The organism is Streptococcus pseudopneumoniae (assembly GCF_001074975.1).
Lineage (GTDB): Bacteria > Bacillota > Bacilli > Lactobacillales > Streptococcaceae > Streptococcus > Streptococcus pseudopneumoniae_D.
The window spans coordinates 1-18,930 of record NZ_JUUO01000120.1; the positions used below are offsets into that span (position 1 = coordinate 1).

Consider the following 18,930-nt stretch of genomic DNA (forward strand, 5'->3'; position numbering starts at 1 on the left):
TCATAAGTTAATTTCATAATAAAACACCCCAAAAGTTAGTTTTTTAGTGTCTAACTTTTGGGGGTCAGTACATTAACTGGTCGATTTTTTATGCCTTGGATGACTTTCGTCTGTGATTATAGATTCCAAATAGTAAGAGAGAAGTAAAGGAACAGATTGCTCCAGTAATAAAACCATTGGGAATAAAGGAAAGTGTAATAGTTCCTTTTCCTTTAGGAACATTAACTTTCATAAAGCCAGTTTGAGCTTGTTTAATTTCTATTTTCTTACCATCTTGGTAGGCAGACCAACCTTTGTCATAAGGAATGGTGAAGAAAATGGACGTATCTTGTTTGACATCATATGTGGCAAAAACCTTATTTTTAGAAGTTGATACTGTTACAGGCTGTTCTTTAATTTTTTGAATTGCCTCAGTTAAAGTTTGGGTATCTAAACGATAGAAGGTAGGAGATTCAAATGATACTTGTGAATTTCCAGGGAAACTAACATGAATATTGAAAGTTTTTTTCTCTTTTGTATAGCCTAGATTAAAGAAGGAGAAGGCATTATCAGTTGTAAAAGTCTTCTTCTCCCCATTGACAAGAATGTCAACCTTCTTTTGTTTATCATTAGAAAAGTGAAGGTTTGTGAAAGAAAGATAAACCTGGCTGTTTTCTGGCACTTCAATTTGATACTGGATTGCTGCATCCTCATTCGAAGAACTTGTAACACTGATCAAATCATTAGTATTTTCTGTTTTGTCATAAGATATTGGAGAAAAATAATCAAAATCGACGTTAGCAAGTTGATTTAAAAACGAGGCCTGATTGTCCAAAGTATGTTCGTTGAACTTGACATCATTGTAAACAGATTGACTAGCAAAGGCAATCGGAAGAGAGAATTGATTTTCATATAGGGCAAGATTATCTTTTTGATATACAACTTGGAAACCATACTTATCAATAGGACTTTCTGAGATATTGTACTGGATTCCAAATAAACTATCAGCTAAAATACTATTATTGGCATAACGAAGATTGAGATTAGTCCCAGAGGATTTAAACCCCAGTTTATCCAAAGTAGAGCTTGCTGAACGATTTCGAACAGATGAAAATTGAGAGATTCCATTATAGTTGAATTTCATACTGTCATTTCCTGTCTGAGTCTCTAGTTTCTCAGTACGAGAAAATTGATTTCCAATATATGCTGAGAAAGATTCCATAGCTGGGATATCTCGATTATAAGCACTTCGAGAAGCAAATCCCCATTCCTGAGCAATTCCGCCCATTTGAGATGAAGCATTTAAACTCATTTCAACCATTATAAATAAAGAGATTAGAATAGCAAATAGATTTACAGAGATAAACTTTTTGATAACTGCAAGGAGTAAAAGAGAATAGACAACCAAAAATTCAAGAGTAAGCAGAATATTCAAATCTGTTAAAAAAGAATAATGCGATTTTAGATAGATGGTAGCTAAAAATCCTGTTACTACAAGAAAAAGAGAAACTAAAAAATTCCAGACTTTCAGTTCTTTCAGACGAATTAAGACTTCTGCTGCTGTGTAAATTAACAAGGTAGAGAAAATCCAAGCATAGCGATGTAAAAACATATTGGGAGTATGCATACCTTGCCAAAATAAATCAAGCACTTCTATATAAAAGCTTGCAATTAGAAATGCAAAGAAAATTGCATAGATAAGTTTCACGTGAAACTTAATGGATTTAAGTGTAAAAAATAAAATGGTCAAAATAAAGGGAAGTAGTCCGACAAAAATCATTGGGATAGCTCCATACTTTGTTGTATCAAAGGAACCAATGAATTGCTTAGCAAAGAGATCAAGATACCAGCTACTTTCAGTTTGAAACTTTGTAACTTCAGTCAATTTTTCTCCATGTGTCTGTAAATCAAACAGAGTAGGAAGAGTCAGAATCAAACTAGCCATACCAGCTAAAAAGGAGATGACTATGAAATCAAGAAAAGATGATTTTCGAGTCTTAAAGTCCCACGAAATTTGACAGAGATACCAGAAAATAAGAAACAATGCTGTCATATAGCCAAAATAATAATTTTGAACAAATAAGATTGACAGACTTGTAAAGTACAATAGGAATTTCTTTTTAGTGACAAGCAGGTGTAAACCAGTTATAATTAAAGGAATTAAGATAAAAACATCTAGCCAGGTTTTTATCTCTAATTGACTGACAGAGAAACTCATCAGAGCATAGGAAGTAGATAACGCTAGTTTTAAAGGCTTAGGAATCGATTGAAATAATTTATCTAAACTAAAATAAGTTGACAGTCCAATCAATCCAAATTTTAAGAGAGTTGTCAGATAGACAGCATCTGGCATATTCGTTAGATCAAAAAAGTAAACTAGAGGTGAAAGGAAGCTTCCCAAGTAATAACTAGATAGGGCATAGAAATTTAATCCAAGGCCACTTGTAAAGGTGTAAAACAGACTACTATTTCCATGTAGGATATTTCGTAAAGCTACATCAAAAATAACGTATTGATGAAACCCATCTCCTAATAGTGGAGATGTATCGCTATTCCAGTAGATGCCTTGAGATAGATATACTCCTATAATAATGATTACGGGAATGATGAAAGAAACAAAATAGGTCCAATATGTTTTAAAAAATAATTTCATGTTACCTCATAAAATGTTAGAAAACTCAGCTGGTTAACCCAACTGAGTTTTGAAGTTTTATTTAGTCTTTCCAAAGTTCTTTAACTTTTGCTTGTACTTCTGCATTTTCTAGGAATTCATCATAGGTTTCATCGATACGGTCAATGACGCCATTTTTAGACAAGACAATGATATGGTTAGCTAGAGTTTGGATAAACTCGTGGTCATGGCTGGCAAAGATGATTGATTCTTTAAAGTTTTTCAATCCATCGTTCAAGCTTGAGATAGATTCCAAGTCCAAGTGATTGGTTGGATCATCAAGTATAAGAACATTTGATTTTAAGAGCATGAGTTTTGAAAGCATGACACGAACTTTTTCTCCCCCTGACAAGACGTTTACAGGTTTGTTAACCTCATCCCCAGAGAAGAGCATACGACCGAGGAAGCCACGTAGGAAAGTATTGTCATCTTCTTCTTTACTTGCGAATTGACGCAACCAGTCAAGGATTGACTCTCCTCCTGCAAAATCTGCCGAGTTATCTTTTGGCAAGTACGAACGGCTAGTAGTTACTCCCCACTTGACAGTTCCTTCATAGTCAATGTCTCCCATGATTGCACGAATTAATGCAGTCGTTTGGATGTCATTTTGTCCAATAAGCGCTGTCTTATCACCTGGACGCAAGATGAAACTAATATTATCCAAGATAGTCTCACCATCAATCTTTACAGTTAGATTTTCTACTGTCAAGAGATCATTACCAATCTCACGCTCCGCTTTAAAGTTGATAAATGGATATTTACGACTAGATGGCACAATTTCTTCAAGTTCAATCTTATCAAGCATTTTCTTACGTGATGTTGCTTGTCTTGATTTAGAAGCATTGGCAGAGAAACGGGCAACGAATTCTTGCAATTGTTTAATTTTTTCTTCTGCTTTGGCATTACGGTCTGCTAGCAATTTAGCAGCGAGCTCAGAAGATTCCTTCCAGAAGTCGTAGTTTCCGACATAGAGTTTGATTTTTCCAAAGTCAAGGTCGGCCATGTGAGTACATACTTTGTTTAAGAAGTGACGGTCGTGGGATACTACGATAACGGTGTTATCAAAGTCAATCAAGAAGTCTTCTAACCAAGTAATCGATTGGATATCCAAACCGTTGGTAGGCTCGTCCAAGAGAAGAACATCAGGTTTACCAAAAAGTGCTTTGGCAAGGAGAACCTTTACTTTCTCACCGTTGGCCAATTCGCTCATGTTTTGATAGTGCAATTCTTCTGGAATGTTTAGGTTTTGAAGTAGTTGAGAGGCTTCACTTTCTGCTTCCCAGCCCCCAAGCTCGGCAAATTCTCCCTCGAGTTCGGCAGCACGCACTCCATCCTCATCTGAGAAATCTTCCTTCATGTAGATAGCATCTTTCTCTTTCATGATGCTATAAAGTTTTTCATTTCCCATGATAACGACATCAATGGCACGTTCATCTTCATAGTCAAAGTGATTTTGACGAAGAACAGAGAGACGTTCATCTGGACCAAGAGAGATGTGACCAGTAGTAGGTTCGATATCTCCAGCTAAAATTTTTAAAAAGGTTGACTTTCCGGCACCATTAGCACCGATTAATCCGTAAGTATTTCCTTCTGTAAATTTGATATTGACATCATCAAAAAGTTTGCGATCACTAAAACGTAGTGAAACATCAGATACTGTAAGCAATGTTTTTCTCCTATATATGTAATACATTTATTCTACTAGAAAAAGCAGAAATATTCAAATTTTTATTTGTCAATTTTGTGTAAATTAGGTTTACAACATCCTTTACACAAATCCGTAGATAGCAAGACTGATTTATTTTGATAAATTACGGTTATTTCATTAAAAAAATGCTATAATTGAAGGGACCATATCGAAGGAGAATAAAATGACTAAACCCATTATTTTAACAGGAGACCGTCCAACGGGAAAATTGCATATTGGACATTATGTTGGAAGTCTCAAAAATCGAGTATTATTACAGGAAGAGGATAAGTATGATATGTTTGTGTTCTTGGCTGACCAACAAGCTTTGACCGATCATGCTAAAGACCCTCAAACAATTGTAGAGTCTATCGGAAATGTTGCTTTGGATTATCTTGCAGTTGGATTGGATCCAAGTAAATCAACAATCTTTATTCAAAGTCAGATTCCAGAGTTGGCTGAACTGTCTATGTACTATATGAATCTAGTTTCATTAGCTCGTTTGGAACGAAATCCGACAGTAAAAACAGAGATTGCTCAGAAAGGCTTTGGAGAAAGTATTCCGACAGGATTCTTGGTCTATCCAATCGCTCAAGCAGCTGACATCACAGCTTTCAAGGCTAATTATGTTCCTGTTGGGACAGATCAGAAACCAATGATTGAGCAAACTCGTGAAATTGTTCGTTCTTTTAACAATGCATATAACTGTGATGTCTTGGTGGAACCGGAAGGTATTTATCCAGAAAATGAGAGAGCAGGGCGTTTGCCTGGTTTAGATGGAAATGCTAAAATGTCTAAATCACTCAATAACGGTATTTATTTAGCTGATGATGCGGATACTTTGCGTAAAAAAGTAATGAGTATGTATACAGATCCAGATCATATTCGAGTGGAAGATCCAGGTAAGATTGAGGGAAATATGGTTTTCCATTATCTAGATGTTTTTGGTCGTCCAGAAGATGCTCAAGAAATTGCTGATATGAAAGAACATTATCAACGAGGTGGTCTTGGTGATGTGAAGACCAAGCGTTATCTACTTGAAATATTAGAGCGTGAACTTGGTCCTATTCGTGAGCGCCGTATTGAATTTGCTAAGGATATGGGAGAAGTTTATAATATGCTTCAAAAAGGTAGTGAAAGAGCGCGTGAAGTTGCGGGTCAAACCCTATCTGAGGTTAAAGGTGCAATGGGACTCAATTACTTTAACTAAGTTCATTTTACAAGAAACTATCATTTCTATCTCAAAGAAAAGATAGTTTTTTATTTACCTCTGTAACATTTGACAAATTTTTATAGAATGGTATGATAGATACAATATAAAAAGAGTCAAGCTCAAAAAGAAAGAAAAGAGGAAACTTCGAATGTCTAATTGGGACACTAAATTTTTGAAAAAAGGTTTTACCTTTGATGATGTATTGCTTATTCCAGCTGAAAGTCATGTATTACCTAATGATGCTGATTTAACAACAAAATTGGCAGATAATTTGACTTTAAATATCCCAATTATTACCGCTGCCATGGACACAGTTACAGAGAGTCAAATGGCCATTGCTATTGCTCGTGCAGGTGGTCTCGGAGTTATCCATAAAAACATGTCAATTGCTCAACAAGCAGACGAGGTTCGCAAGGTAAAACGTTCTGAAAATGGTGTTATTATTGATCCCTTCTTCTTGACTCCTGAACATACAATTGCTGAAGCTGATGAGCTTATGGGACGTTACCGTATCAGTGGTGTTCCAGTTGTTGAAACACTTGAAAATCGTAAATTGGTTGGTATTTTGACAAACCGAGATCTTCGTTTTATTTCAGATTATAACCAACCAATCTCAAATCATATGACTAGTGAAAATCTTGTTACTGCTCCTGTGGGTACAGATCTTGCAACAGCTGAGAGCATTCTTCAAGAACACCGTATTGAAAAACTTCCGTTGGTAGATGAAGAAGGTCGTCTTTCTGGCTTGATTACTATCAAAGATATTGAAAAAGTTATTGAGTTTCCAAATGCTGCTAAAGATGAGTTTGGTCGTCTTCTAGTTGCAGGTGCAGTAGGTGTTACTTCAGATACATTTGAACGTGCAGAGGCTCTTTTTGAGGCAGGAGCGGATGCGATTGTTATTGATACTGCACATGGTCATTCTGCAGGTGTCTTGCGTAAAATTGCTGAGATTCGTGCTCATTTCCCAGACCGTACTTTGATTGCTGGAAATATTGCTACTGCTGAAGGGGCACGTGCCCTTTATGAAGCAGGTGTAGATGTTGTCAAGGTTGGTATTGGCCCAGGTTCTATCTGTACTACTCGTGTGATTGCTGGTGTTGGTGTTCCGCAAGTAACAGCTATCTATGATGCTGCAGCTGTTGCGCGTGAATATGGAAAAACGATCATTGCTGACGGTGGAATCAAGTATTCTGGAGATATTGTAAAAGCACTTGCGGCTGGTGGAAATGCTGTTATGCTTGGATCAATGTTTGCTGGAACTGATGAAGCTCCAGGCGAAACTGAAATCTTTCAAGGACGTAAATTCAAGACTTACCGTGGTATGGGATCAATCGCAGCAATGAAGAAAGGTTCAAGCGATCGTTACTTCCAAGGTTCTGTCAATGAAGCAAACAAACTCGTTCCAGAAGGAATTGAAGGTCGTGTTGCTTATAAAGGAGCGGCAGCTGATATTGTCTTCCAAATGATTGGTGGTATTCGCTCTGGTATGGGTTACTGTGGTGCAGCTAACCTTAAAGAACTACACGATAATGCTCAATTTATTGAAATGTCTGGTGCTGGTTTGAAAGAAAGCCATCCTCATGATGTGCAAATTACTAATGAAGCACCAAATTATTCTATGTAAAAAACAATGAAAAGAACTCCCGTGAAAACAGGAGTTTTTTTACAATATTGTCAATTTTGGTTTACAGAAACTTTACCATCCTGAATAGTAAAGATGCTTAGATTTTTTGGTAGATTTTGAAGATGATCTAAGCTTGTTGTTGTGATAAAGGTTTGGATTGAATGAGAAATTGTTTCTAATAATTTTAGTTGTCTAGTGTTGTCAAGCTCGCTCATAACATCGTCAAGCAGTAATATTGGAGATTCTGTAGTAATGCTTTCCATTAATTCTATTTCTGCTAATTTTATCGATAGGACGAGACTACGATGTTGACCTTGACTTCCAAAACTAGCATCCATCCCATTTATATAAAAAGAAATGTCATCTCTATGAGGACCAACACCAGTATTCTTTTTAAATAAATCTCTGGACCTACTTTTTTCTAAAGAAATTTTGAAAGATTCTGATAAGTATTCTTTGTCAGTTATCTTGACAGAAGATTGATAGGATATTGATAGCTCTTCAATCTGATTAGAAAGTTCAAAATGTTTCTTACGCCCAAAATGCTCTAGTTTTTTTATAAAATCTAAGCGGTGATTCATTACACGACATCCATAATCGACTAGCTGATCATCCAGTACTGAAAGGAAGGTTTCATCTATTGTTTGAGCTGATTTTAAATAGGTGTTTCTTTGCTTAAGAATATGGTTATAATTGGTTAAATCTGATAAATAGATTGGCTTAATTTGCCCAAGCTCCATATCAATGAATTTTCGTCGAACCGAAGGTGCTCCTTTAATTAGTTGTAAATCTTCAGGAGCAAATAAGACAACATTCATGTGTCCTACATAGTCTGAAAGTCGTGCCTGTTTTAAATGATTAACTTTTGTCACACGCCCTTTTTGTGTTAGTTCGATTTCTAGGGGAATGGATCCAGTTTTTTTCTGAACAAGACCTGAAAGATGAAGTTGTTCCTCATCAAAATGAATGAGATTTTTATCTGTTCGAGTTCGATGACTACGTGTTAAGGCTAAAAAATAGATAGCCTCTAACATATTTGTTTTACCTTGTGCGTTACGTCCTAAAAAGACATTTAATTTAGGATTAAACTCTATTTTCGTTTCTTTATAGTTACGAAAAGTCTTGAGAGATAGGTGTTGTAGCCACATGATTATCTACCAGGGAAACGCGGAGCTTGTTTGCTTTTAGGCGATGAAGTAGGTTTTGATTTATCTTTTTTTACTCCCTTATTCATCTCCTTAACAAGTTTAGCGATTCGTTCTTTTTCAACTTTATCAGCTTGGTATTCATCTTGCTCTTCAGAAGTGGGTTGTGTCAATAAGATGTCAATATTCATGTCAGGGATGTCAACTTTATCGCCAATACGAAGTTTTTTTCCACGACGACTCTCTAATTCCCCATTAAAGTAAACAGAATGTTCAGAGAGAAATGATTTGATAGCTCCTCCACTATGTGTAATTCCAAGTTCTTTGAGTAGTGCTTGGAGGGTAATAAATTCTTCAAATAATCTGTATTCCATAATTCACCTCAATATTTGGTATTATACCATATTTTCCTAAAAATAGTGAGAGAAACAGGGATAAATGTAAGCGTTTTTTATTCCAAAAGTGTTACAGAGAACAAGAAAATTTCAGGTTTTCGTGATATAATAGAAGTCTGTATATAAGGAGGTAAATCATGGAGTTAGTGCATGGAATTTCAACACATTTTATCCAATCAAAAAAGTTTAAAACGAACAAAATCACCGTGCGTTTTACCGCTCCATTATCCCTCGATACGATTGCAGGTCGCATGTTGAGTGCTAGTATGTTAGAGACTGCTAATCAGATGTATCCCACTTCTCAAGATTTGAGAAGACATTTGGCTAATTTATACGGTACAGATATGTCAACCAATTTTTTCAGAAGAGGGCAAAGTCACATTGTAGAATTGACATTTACCTATGTCCGCGATGAGTTTTTAAGTAGGAAAAATGTGCTAACTTCGCAGATTTTGGAACTTGTAAAAGAAACTCTTTTTTCACCCGTAGTAGTTGATAATGGATTTGATTCGGCCTTATTTGAAATTGAGAAAAAGCAATTGCTAGCAAGTTTAGCAGCTGATATGGATGATTCTTTTTATTTCTCACATAAAGAATTAGATAAATTATTTTTTCATGATGAACGTCTCCAATTGGAATATAGTGATTTACGAAATCGTATTTTAGCTGAAACTCCACAAAGTTCTTATTCTTGTTTTCAAGAATTTTTGGCCAATGATCGAATAGATTTCTTTTTCCTAGGTGATTTTAATGAGGTTGAAATTCAAAATGTATTAGAATCATTTGGCTTTAAAGGTCGAGAAGGAGATGTGAAGATTCAGTATTGTCAACCTTATTCCAATATCCTTCAGGAAGGTATGGTTCGGAAAAATGTGGGACAATCCATTTTGGAATTGGGATATCATTGTCCTTCTGAATATGGTGATGAGCAACATTTACCCATGATTGTAATGAATGGTTTACTTGGTGGATTTGCTCACTCTAAACTCTTTACCAATGTCCGTGAAAATGCTGGATTAGCTTATACCATCTCAAGTCAGCTCGATTTGTTTAGTGGATTCTTGAGGATGTATGCTGGTATTAATCGAGAAAATCGTAACCAGGCTCGTAAAATGATGAATAATCAACTGATTGATTTAAAAAAAGGATATTTTACAGAGCTTGAGTTAGAGCAGACCAAGGAAATGATTCGTCGGTCGTTGTTACTTTCTCAAGATAATCAAAGTTCATTGATTGAACGTGCTTATCAAAATGCCTTACTTGGAAAATCTTCAGCAGACTTTAAAGGTTGGATTGCAAAACTTGATCAAGTTGACAAAGATGCTATTTGTAGGGCAGCTAATAATGTGAAACTACAGGCGATTTACTTTATGGAAGGAATAGAATGACAAAGGTTGTTTTTGAAGAAAAATACTATTCAGCTGTAAAAGAAATGGTTTATCGAACTCGTTTGGCAAATGGATTGACAGTTGCTCTTTTACCTAAAAAGGAATTTAAAGAGGTTTACGGGAGTGTAACTGTACAGTTTGGATCGGTAGATATGCTTGTCACAGAAGTTGACGGAGATGTAAAACAATATCCTGCAGGAATTGCTCATTTTCTTGAACATAAATTATTTGAGAGAGAAGATGCTAGCGATTTGATGTCAGCTTTTACGAGTCTAGGTGCAGATAGTAATGCCTTTACAAGCTTTACAAAAACAAACTATCTTTTTTCATCAACGGATCATTTTTTAGAAAATTTAGACTTACTTGATGAATTGGTAACATCAGCACATTTTACTGAAGATTCCATTTTAAGAGAGCAGGATATTATTCAGCAAGAACGAGAAATGTATCAAGATGATCCAGATTCGTGTTTATTCTTTTCAACCTTAGCGAATTTGTATCCTGGTACACCTTTATCAACAGATATAGTTGGAAGCGAGGAGTCTATTTCCCAAATCAATCTAACTAAATTGCAAGAAAATTTTACAAAGTTTTACAAACCTGTAAACATGTCTCTGTTTTTAGTTGGTAATTTTGATGTGGAGCAAGTACAGGACTATTTTGAAAGAAAAGAATTGAAAGATTTAGATGTTCAGGAAGTAGTAAGAGAAAAATTTGTTTTACAGGCTGTAAAGCAAACAGACAGTATGAGAATGGAAGTATCTTCTCCCAAACTAGCGATTGGGATTAGAGGTAAGCGAAAAGTTGCTGAAGCGGATTGCTATCGACATCATGTTTTATTAAAATTATTGTTTGCAATGATGTTTGGTTGGACTTCGGATCGTTTTCAAAAGTTATATGAATCAGGTAAAATAGATACTTCCTTATCTCTTGAAATTGAAGTAACAAGTCGTTTTCATTTTGTTATGTTGACAATGGATACGAAAGAGCCAGTTGCTTTATCTCATCAATTTAGGAAGGCCATTCGTAATTTTACAAAGGATTTGGATATTACAGAGGATCATTTAGATATTATCAAAAGAGAGATGTTTGGAGAATTTTTCAGTAGTATGAACTCTCTTGAATTTATTGCAACGCAATATGATGCTTTTGAACATGGTGAGACAATTTTTGATTTACCAAAGATTTTACAGGAAATTACTTTAGAGGATGTCCTTGAAGCAGGGCATTACTTAATAGATGAAGGGGATATAGTTGATTTTACAATATTCCCATCTTAGTAACCTATCATAATAGACACTAGAAAGAAGGGATGACAAGTATGAGGAAAAAAACAATTGGTGAGGTTTTACGATTAGCTAGAATCAATCAGGGATTGAGTTTAGATGAATTGCAGAAAAAGACAGAAATCCAGTTAGATATGTTGGAAGCAATGGAAGCAGACGATTTCGATCAACTTCCAAGTCCTTTTTACACGCGTTCTTTCTTGAAAAAATATGCATGGGCTGTTGAGTTAGATGACCAAATTGTTTTGGATGCTTATGATTCTGGGAGTATGATTACTTATGAGGAAGTGGATGTTGATGAAGATGAGTTGACAGGGCGCAGACGTTCAAGTAAGAAAAATAAGAAAAAAACATCATTTTTACCTTTATTTTATTTTATCCTTTTTGCTTTATCGATTTTAATTTTTGTGACCTATTATGTTTGGAACTATATTCAAACTCAACCAGAGGGGCCTTCTCTTTCTAATTACAGTGTGGTTCAATCAACAAGTTCAACTAGCTCTGTTCCCCAATCTTCAAGTAGTAGTTCATCTAGCAGTTCTTCTAGTGCAGAATCAGCTATAAGTGTATCAGGTGAAGGAAATCATGTGGAAATAGCTTATAAAACAAGTAAGGAAACTGCAAAATTGCAATTATCGGTTTCAGATGCTAGAAGTTGGGTCAGTATTTCCGAAAGTGAACTTGAAGGTGGAGTGACCTTATCATCGGATAATAAAAGTGTGGAAACAACCGTTTCAACTAAAAATTCTGTAACCATTACTTTAGGTGTTGTAAAAGGTGTTGCTTTGATAGTAGATAATCAGACTGTTGATTTATCGAAATTAACAGCTTATACTGGGACAATTACGATAACCTTTACTAAGAATTAAGGAAAAACAAATGAAAAAAGAACAAATTCCAAATCTCTTAACAATAGGTCGAATTTTCTTTATTCCCATCTTTATCTTTATTTTAACGATAGGAAATTCGATAGAGAGTCATATAGTGGCAGCTATTATCTTTGCTGTTGCCAGTATTACAGACTATTTAGATGGATATTTAGCTCGTAAATGGAATGTGGTCAGTAATTTTGGTAAATTTGCAGATCCTATGGCGGATAAGTTACTAGTTATGTCGGCTTTTATTATGTTGATTGAGTTAGGTATGGCTCCGGCTTGGATTGTTGCAGTGATTATCTGTCGTGAGTTGGCTGTTACTGGTTTAAGGCTGTTACTGGTTGAAACTGGTGGAACAGTTTTAGCAGCAGCGATGCCTGGAAAAATTAAAACTTTCAGTCAGATGTTTGCGATTATTTTCTTGCTATTACATTGGACTTTGATTGGCCAAGTTCTACTTTATGTGGCCTTGTTTTTCACTATCTACTCTGGCTATGACTATTTCAAGGGTAGTGCCTATGTATTTAAAGGGATATTTGGTTCGAAATGAAATCAATAATTGATGTAAAAAATCTTTCTTTTCGCTATAAGGAAAGTCAGGAATACTATGATGTGAAGGATATTACGTTTCACGTGAAACGTGGAGAATGGCTTTCGATTATAGGGCATAATGGTAGTGGTAAATCAACTACTGTCCGGTTAATTGATGGCTTATTGGAAGCGGAATCTGGAGAGATTGTAATAGATGGCCAACGTTTGACTGAGGAAAATGTTTGGAATATACGTCGTCAAATCGGTATGGTTTTTCAAAATCCAGACAATCAATTTGTTGGAGCGACTGTTGAAGATGATGTTGCTTTTGGTTTGGAAAATCAGGGACTTTCTCGTCAAGAAATGAAAAAGAGAGTGGAAGAAGCTCTGGATTTGGTTGGCATGTTGGACTTTAAAAAGAGAGAGCCAGCGCGTCTATCAGGTGGTCAAAAGCAACGTGTGGCTATTGCAGGTGTTGTAGCCCTTAGACCAGCTATTTTAATCCTAGATGAGGCAACGAGTATGCTGGATCCTGAGGGGCGTAGAGAACTCATTGAGACAGTAAAAGGAATTCGAAAAGACTATGATATGACAGTCATTTCCATTACCCATGATTTGGAAGAAGTTGCCATGAGTGATCGTGTACTGGTCATGAAAAAAGGGGAAATTGAATCAACTAGTAGCCCAAGAGAACTTTTCTCTCGAAATGATTTAGATCAAATTGGATTAGACGATCCTTTTGCCAATCAATTAAAATATTCTTTGAGCCAGAATGGCTATGATTTACCTGAAAATTATTTGACAGAAAGTGAGCTAGAGGATAAGCTATGGGAATTGCTCTAGAAAATGTGAGTTTTACGTATCAAGAAGGGACTCCCTTAGCTTCAACAGCTTTGTCAGATGTTTCTTTGACGATTGAGGATGGTTCTTATACGGCTTTAATTGGCCATACAGGTAGTGGTAAATCAACTATTTTACAGCTGTTAAATGGTTTATTGGTGCCAAGTCAAGGGAGTGTGCGTGTTTTTGATACCTTCATCACTTCTACTTCTAAAAATAAAGATATTCGTCAAATTAGAAAGCGGGTTGGCTTGGTATTTCAGTTTGCTGAAAATCAGATTTTTGAAGAAACGGTTTTGAAAGACGTTGCTTTTGGCCCGAAAAATTTTGGAGTTTCTGAAGAAGATGCGGAGAAGATTGCGCGTGAGAAACTGGCTCTGGTTGGAATTGATGAATCACTTTTTGATCGTAGCCCGTTTGAGCTGTCAGGTGGACAAATGAGACGTGTCGCCATTGCAGGCATACTTGCCATGGAGCCAGCTATATTAGTCTTAGATGAACCCACAGCAGGCCTGGATCCTTTGGGCAGAAAAGAGTTGATGAATTTGTTCAAAAAACTCCACCAGTCAGGGATGACCATTGTCTTGGTAACTCATTTGATGGATGATGTCGCTGAATATGCGAATCAAGTCTATGTGATGGAAAAGGGACGTTTAGTTAAGGGTGGGAAACCAAGTGATGTCTTTCAAGATGTTGTCTTTATGGAAGAAGTGCAGTTGGGAGTACCTAAAATCACAGCTTTTTGTAAACGATTGGCTGATAGAGGCGTGTCATTTAAACGATTACCGATTAAGGTAGAGGAGTTCAAGGAGTCGCTAAATGGATAGTATGATTTTGGGGCGTTATATACCAGGGGATTCGATTGTTCACCGATTGGATCCACGTAGCAAATTACTGGCTATGATGCTACTTATTTTGATTGTTTTTTGGGCTAATAATCCCTTGACGAATTTAATTCTTTTTATAGCGACAGGGATATTTATTGCCTTGTCAGGAGTATCTCTTTCATTTTTTATTCAGGGCTTGAGGTCTATGTTTTTCTTGATTGCCTTCACAACTATCTTTCAATTGTTTTTCATTTCTAATGGGAATGTTTTATTTGAATTTTCGTTTGTGAGAATCACGGATTATGCGTTGCAACAAGCTGGAATTATTTTTTGTCGCTTTGTATTAATTATTTTCTTTTCAACTTTGTTAACCTTAACAACCATGCCCTTAAGTTTGGCATCAGCTGTTGAAGCTTTATTAGCACCTTTAAAACGTGTGAAAGTTCCAGTTCATGAAATTGGCCTAATGCTATCTATGAGTTTGCGTTTTGTTCCGACCTTAATGGATGATACGACGCGGATTATGAATGCACAGAAAGCGCGTGGAGTGGATTTTGGTGAAGGAAGCATCGTTCAAAAGGTGAAGGCTATGATTCCCATTTTGATTCCTCTTTTTGCGACAAGTTTAAAACGTGCAGATTCCTTGGCTATCGCTATGGAAGCGCGTGGTTATCAGGGTGGAAAAGGCAGAAGTCAATACAGACAATTGAAATGGACTCGAAAGGATACGCTGACCATTCTTATTATTCTCGGACTTGGTTGTTGCTTATTTTTCTTAAAATCTTAGTAGCTTTCAGGAATTGATAAAAAGTTACTGTAACAGTTTTTGATATAAAGGTAGGGATATGAACCGTTTTAAAAAATCAAAATATGTCATTATTGTTTTTGTCATTGTTCTGCTTGTCTCAGTTCTCTTAGCGACGACTTATTCAAGTACAATTGTGACAAAATTAGGAGATGGAATCTCATTGGTTGATAGAGTTGTACAAAAACCTTTTCGGTGGTTTGATTCTATCAAATCAGATTTGGCTCATTTGACACGAACATATAATGAAAATGAAAGTTTGAAGAAACAGATTTACCAGTTAGAAGTTAGATCGAATGAGGCGGAAAGTTTAAAGACGGAAAATAAACAACTGCGTCAATTGCTTGATATGAAGTCCAAGTTGCAAGCAACAAAGACTTTAGCAGCTGATGTTATTATGCGTTCACCAGTATCTTGGAAACAGGAATTGACCCTGGATGCAGGCAAATCAAAAGGAGCTTCTGAGAACATGTTAGCTATTGCAAATGGTGGTTTGATTGGGAGTGTTTCAAAAGTAGAGGAAAACTCTACTATAGTCAACCTTCTAACAAATACGGAAAATGCTGATAAGATTTCTGTTAAAATTCAACATGGTTCTACTACAATTTATGGAATTATTGTTGGCTATGACAAGGAAAATGAAGTGCTTAAAATTAGTCAATTAAACAGTAATAGCGATATTAGTGCAGGAGATAAGGTGACAACTGGTGGATTAGGAAACTTTAACGTTGCGGATATTCCTGTTGGTGAAGTAGTTACCACAACGCATAGTACAGACTATTTGACACGAGAAGTAACTGTTAAATTGAGTGCAGATACTCATAATGTGGATGTGATAGAATTAGTGGGGAATTCATAATGAGACAGTTGAAGCGGGTTGGAGTGTTTTTATTGCTTCCTTTCTTTGTTCTAATTGACGCCCATATTAGCCAGCTTCTGGGCTCATTTTTCCCCCATGTACATTTGGCTAGTCATTTTCTTTTTCTATTTCTCTTATTTGAGACGATAGAAGTATCAGAGTATTTCTACCTAGTCTATTGTTTTGTCATAGGCTTGGTTTACGATGTTTACTTTTTCCATCTAATAGGGATTGCAACTCTCTTATTTATCTTATTGGGAGCTTTTCTTCATAAATTGAATAGTGTTATTTTGTTGAATCGTTGGACAAGAATCTTGGCTATGATTGTTATGAGTTTTCTATTTGATATGGGAGCTTATCTCTTTGCATTAGTGGTAGGTTTAACTGTAGATAGTCTGCCGATTTTTATCGTTTATAGCCTAGTACCATCCATGATTTTAAATCTTGTGTGGATGATTATTTTTCAGTTTATTTTTGAAAAATATTATCTATAAGAAAGAAACAAAAATGTAACAAAGGCGTAATATTCATTAGGCCTTTTTTTGGTATACTAGTATTGTCTTTAAAAGAAGGAGTATCTACGTAATATGAAGAAAAAAATCTTAGCGTCACTTTTATTAAGTACAGTAATGGTTTCTCAAGTAGCTGTTTTAACAACTGCGCATGCAGAAACGACTGATGACAAAATTGCTGCTCAAGATAATAAAATTAGTAACTTAACAGCACAACAACAAGAAGCCCAAAAACAAGTTGATCAAATTCAGGAGCAAGTATCAGCTATTCAAGCTGAGCAATCTAACTTGCAAGCTGAAAATGATAGATTACAAGCAGAATCTAAAAAACTTGAGAGTGAGATTACAGAACTTTCTAAAAATATTGTATCTCGTAATGATTCATTGCAAAAACAGGCTCGTAGTGCTCAAACAAATGGAGCTGCAACTAGCTACATCAATACAATTGTAAACTCAAAATCAATTACAGAAGCTATTTCACGTGTTGCAGCAATGAATGAAATTGTATCTGCTAATAACAAAATGTTGGAACAACAAAAAGCAGATAAAAAAGCTATTTCTGAGAAACAAGTAGCAAACAATGACGCAATTAATACAGTAATTGCAAATCAACAGAAATTGTCTGATGATGCACAAGCTCTAACAACGAAACAAGCTGAGTTGAAGGCTGCAGAATTAAATCTTGCTGCTGAAAAAGCTACAGCAGAAGATGAAAAAGCAAGTTTGCTAGAGAAAAAAGCAGCAGCAGAAGCGGCAGCAAAAGCAGCAGCAGAGGCAGAAGCAGCTTATAAGGTAAAACAAGTAAGTCAACAACAAACAGTTGTTGCTTCTGGGAATACGACTTTTGCAGCACAGGTTCAAGCTGTAGCTTCTTCAGAATCAACAACATATACTCCTGTGGCAGTCAAACAACGCCCAACATACAGTACAAATGCTTCAAGTTATCCAATTGGTGAGTGTACATGGGGAGCTAAAACATTAGCGCCTTGGGCTGGAGACTACTGGGGTAATGGAGCACAGTGGGCTACAAGTGCAGCTGCTGCAGGTTTCCGTACGGGATCAACACCTCAAGTTGGAGCAATTGCATGTTGGAATGATGGTGGATATGGACACGTAGCGGTAGTCACTGCTGTAGAATCAACAACACGTATCCAAGTGTCAGAATCAAATTATGCTGGTAATCGTACGCTTGGCAATCACCGTGGGTGGTTCAATCCGACAACTACGTCGTCAGGTTTTGTAACATATATTTATGCAGATTAATTAGAAAAGGAGACTTAATAGAGTCTCTTTTTTAGTGGCGATAGCCTCTATAAAAAAGTTCTTAAAAAACTTGAAAATATTGAAAAAGTATGGTAGAATGAGAACTGTCGTGTGAGCGATAATACTCATTCTTGATGAATTGTGAAGCTGTTGCCTTCGGGTCGTTTTGCAAGCTGAAATCAAGAAGAGGAAAAAAACAAAAAGGAGAAATACTCATGGCAGTAATTTCAATGAAACAACTTCTTGAGGCTGGTGTACACTTTGGTCACCAAACTCGTCGCTGGAACCCTAAGATGGCTAAGTACATCTTCACTGAGCGTAACGGAATCCACGTTATCGACTTGCAACAAACTGTAAAATATGCTGACCAAGCATACGACTTCATGCGTGATGCAGCAGCTAACGATGCAGTTGTATTGTTTGTTGGTACTAAGAAACAAGCAGCTGATGCAGTTGCTGAAGAAGCAGTACGTTCAGGTCAATACTTCATCAACCACCGTTGGTTGGGTGGAACTCTTACAAACTGGGGAACAATCCAAAAACGTATCGCTCGTTTGAAAGAAATCAAACGTATGGAAGAAGATGGAACTTTTGACGTTCTTCCTAAGAAAGAAGTTGCACTTCTTAACAAACAACGTGCACGTCTTGAAAAATTCTTGGGTGGTATCGAAGATATGCCTCGTATCCCAGATGTGATGTACGTAGTTGACCCACATAAAGAGCAAATCGCTGTTAAGGAAGCTAAAAAATTGGGAATCCCAGTTGTAGCGATGGTTGATACAAATACTGATCCAGATGATATCGATGTAATCATCCCAGCTAACGATGATGCTATCCGCGCTGTTAAATTGATTACAGCTAAATTGGCTGACGCTATCATCGAAGGACGTCAAGGTGAAGATGCAGCAGCAGTTGAAGCAGAATTTGCAGCTTCAGAAGCTCAAGCAGATTCAATCGAAGAAATCGTTGAAGTTGTAGAAGGCGACAACGCTTAATTCATATAAATAGTAATTACCTAGGAGGGCGG

General features: G+C 36.3%; 17 protein-coding genes. 13 read left to right on the forward strand and 4 right to left on the reverse strand.

The window, feature by feature from the left end:
* Positions 1 to 88 precede the first annotated feature (88 nt).
* Entirely contained in the window at positions 89 to 2,632 is a 2,544-nt protein-coding gene (locus ADI86_RS07520) for a YfhO family protein (RefSeq protein WP_049532438.1), read from the reverse strand.
* Positions 2,633 to 2,693: 61 nt separating this feature from the next.
* Entirely contained in the window at positions 2,694 to 4,316 is a 1,623-nt protein-coding gene (locus tag ADI86_RS07525) for an ATP-binding cassette domain-containing protein (RefSeq protein WP_049532439.1), read from the reverse strand.
* 205 nt (positions 4,317 to 4,521) lie between these two features.
* Here ADI86_RS07525 and trpS point away from each other — a divergent pair, with 205 nt between their 5' ends.
* Together trpS and guaB are read left to right on the forward strand one after the other, a co-directional pair.
* Positions 4,522 to 5,547, forward strand: a complete 1,026-nt coding sequence (gene trpS / locus ADI86_RS07530) for a tryptophan--tRNA ligase (RefSeq protein ID WP_049532440.1) — start codon at positions 4,522 to 4,524, stop codon at positions 5,545 to 5,547.
* A 151-nt stretch (positions 5,548 to 5,698) separates the two neighbouring features.
* Positions 5,699 to 7,177 (forward strand): IMP dehydrogenase, encoded by a 1,479-nt coding sequence (gene guaB, locus ADI86_RS07535; RefSeq protein ID WP_000073418.1) that lies wholly within the window; start codon positions 5,699 to 5,701, stop codon positions 7,175 to 7,177.
* A gap of 50 nt (positions 7,178 to 7,227) precedes the next feature.
* Here guaB and recF read toward each other — a convergent pair whose 3' ends face one another.
* Entirely contained in the window at positions 7,228 to 8,325 is a 1,098-nt protein-coding gene (gene recF, locus ADI86_RS07540; protein ID WP_049532441.1) for a DNA replication/repair protein RecF, read from the reverse strand.
* 2 nt (positions 8,326 to 8,327) lie between these two features.
* Positions 8,328 to 8,696, reverse strand: coding sequence for a S4 domain-containing protein YaaA (gene yaaA, locus ADI86_RS07545; RefSeq protein ID WP_049532442.1), 369 nt, complete (start codon positions 8,694 to 8,696; stop codon positions 8,328 to 8,330).
* A gap of 158 nt (positions 8,697 to 8,854) precedes the next feature.
* Between yaaA and yfmF the strand changes: the two genes are divergently transcribed.
* From yfmF to rpsB, 11 genes are all read left to right on the forward strand, one after another.
* The gene (gene yfmF / locus ADI86_RS07550; protein ID WP_049532443.1) at positions 8,855 to 10,105 is read left to right on the forward strand and encodes an EF-P 5-aminopentanol modification-associated protein YfmF; all 1,251 of its coding nucleotides are present in this window, start codon (positions 8,855 to 8,857) and stop codon (positions 10,103 to 10,105) included.
* Positions 10,102 to 11,385, forward strand: a complete 1,284-nt coding sequence (gene yfmH, locus ADI86_RS07555; RefSeq protein ID WP_049532444.1) for an EF-P 5-aminopentanol modification-associated protein YfmH — start codon at positions 10,102 to 10,104, stop codon at positions 11,383 to 11,385. The genes yfmF and yfmH overlap by 4 nt, the downstream gene beginning before the upstream one ends.
* 41 nt (positions 11,386 to 11,426) lie before the next feature.
* Positions 11,427 to 12,260 carry a cytoskeleton protein RodZ gene (gene rodZ / locus ADI86_RS07560; protein WP_001227962.1) on the forward strand — a complete coding sequence of 278 codons (834 nt, stop codon included), beginning with the start codon at positions 11,427 to 11,429 and terminating at the stop codon, positions 12,258 to 12,260.
* Positions 12,261 to 12,270: 10 nt separating this feature from the next.
* Positions 12,271 to 12,816, forward strand: coding sequence for a CDP-diacylglycerol--glycerol-3-phosphate 3-phosphatidyltransferase (gene pgsA / locus ADI86_RS07565; protein WP_049532445.1), 546 nt, complete (start codon positions 12,271 to 12,273; stop codon positions 12,814 to 12,816).
* The gene (locus ADI86_RS07570; RefSeq protein WP_049532446.1) at positions 12,813 to 13,640 is read left to right on the forward strand and encodes an energy-coupling factor ABC transporter ATP-binding protein; all 828 of its coding nucleotides are present in this window, start codon (positions 12,813 to 12,815) and stop codon (positions 13,638 to 13,640) included. Before pgsA ends, ADI86_RS07570 begins: the two co-directional genes overlap by 4 nt.
* Positions 13,625 to 14,464: an energy-coupling factor transporter ATPase gene (locus ADI86_RS07575; protein ID WP_049532447.1), complete on the forward strand. Its 840-nt coding sequence runs from the start codon at positions 13,625 to 13,627 to the stop codon at positions 14,462 to 14,464. Before ADI86_RS07570 ends, ADI86_RS07575 begins: the two co-directional genes overlap by 16 nt.
* Positions 14,457 to 15,251: an energy-coupling factor transporter transmembrane component T family protein gene (locus tag ADI86_RS07580; protein WP_049532448.1), complete on the forward strand. Its 795-nt coding sequence runs from the start codon at positions 14,457 to 14,459 to the stop codon at positions 15,249 to 15,251. The genes ADI86_RS07575 and ADI86_RS07580 overlap by 8 nt, the downstream gene beginning before the upstream one ends.
* A gap of 58 nt (positions 15,252 to 15,309) precedes the next feature.
* Positions 15,310 to 16,128 carry a rod shape-determining protein MreC gene (mreC, locus tag ADI86_RS07585; protein WP_049532449.1) on the forward strand — a complete coding sequence of 273 codons (819 nt, stop codon included), beginning with the start codon at positions 15,310 to 15,312 and terminating at the stop codon, positions 16,126 to 16,128.
* The gene (mreD, locus tag ADI86_RS07590; protein ID WP_049532450.1) at positions 16,128 to 16,622 is read left to right on the forward strand and encodes a rod shape-determining protein MreD; all 495 of its coding nucleotides are present in this window, start codon (positions 16,128 to 16,130) and stop codon (positions 16,620 to 16,622) included. The genes mreC and mreD overlap by 1 nt, the downstream gene beginning before the upstream one ends.
* A gap of 93 nt (positions 16,623 to 16,715) precedes the next feature.
* Positions 16,716 to 17,903, forward strand: a complete 1,188-nt coding sequence (gene pcsB / locus ADI86_RS07595) for a peptidoglycan hydrolase PcsB (RefSeq protein WP_049532451.1) — start codon at positions 16,716 to 16,718, stop codon at positions 17,901 to 17,903.
* Positions 17,904 to 18,118: 215 nt separating this feature from the next.
* The gene (gene rpsB / locus ADI86_RS07600; protein ID WP_049532452.1) at positions 18,119 to 18,898 is read left to right on the forward strand and encodes a 30S ribosomal protein S2; all 780 of its coding nucleotides are present in this window, start codon (positions 18,119 to 18,121) and stop codon (positions 18,896 to 18,898) included.
* The last annotated feature ends 32 nt before the right edge of the window (positions 18,899 to 18,930 follow it).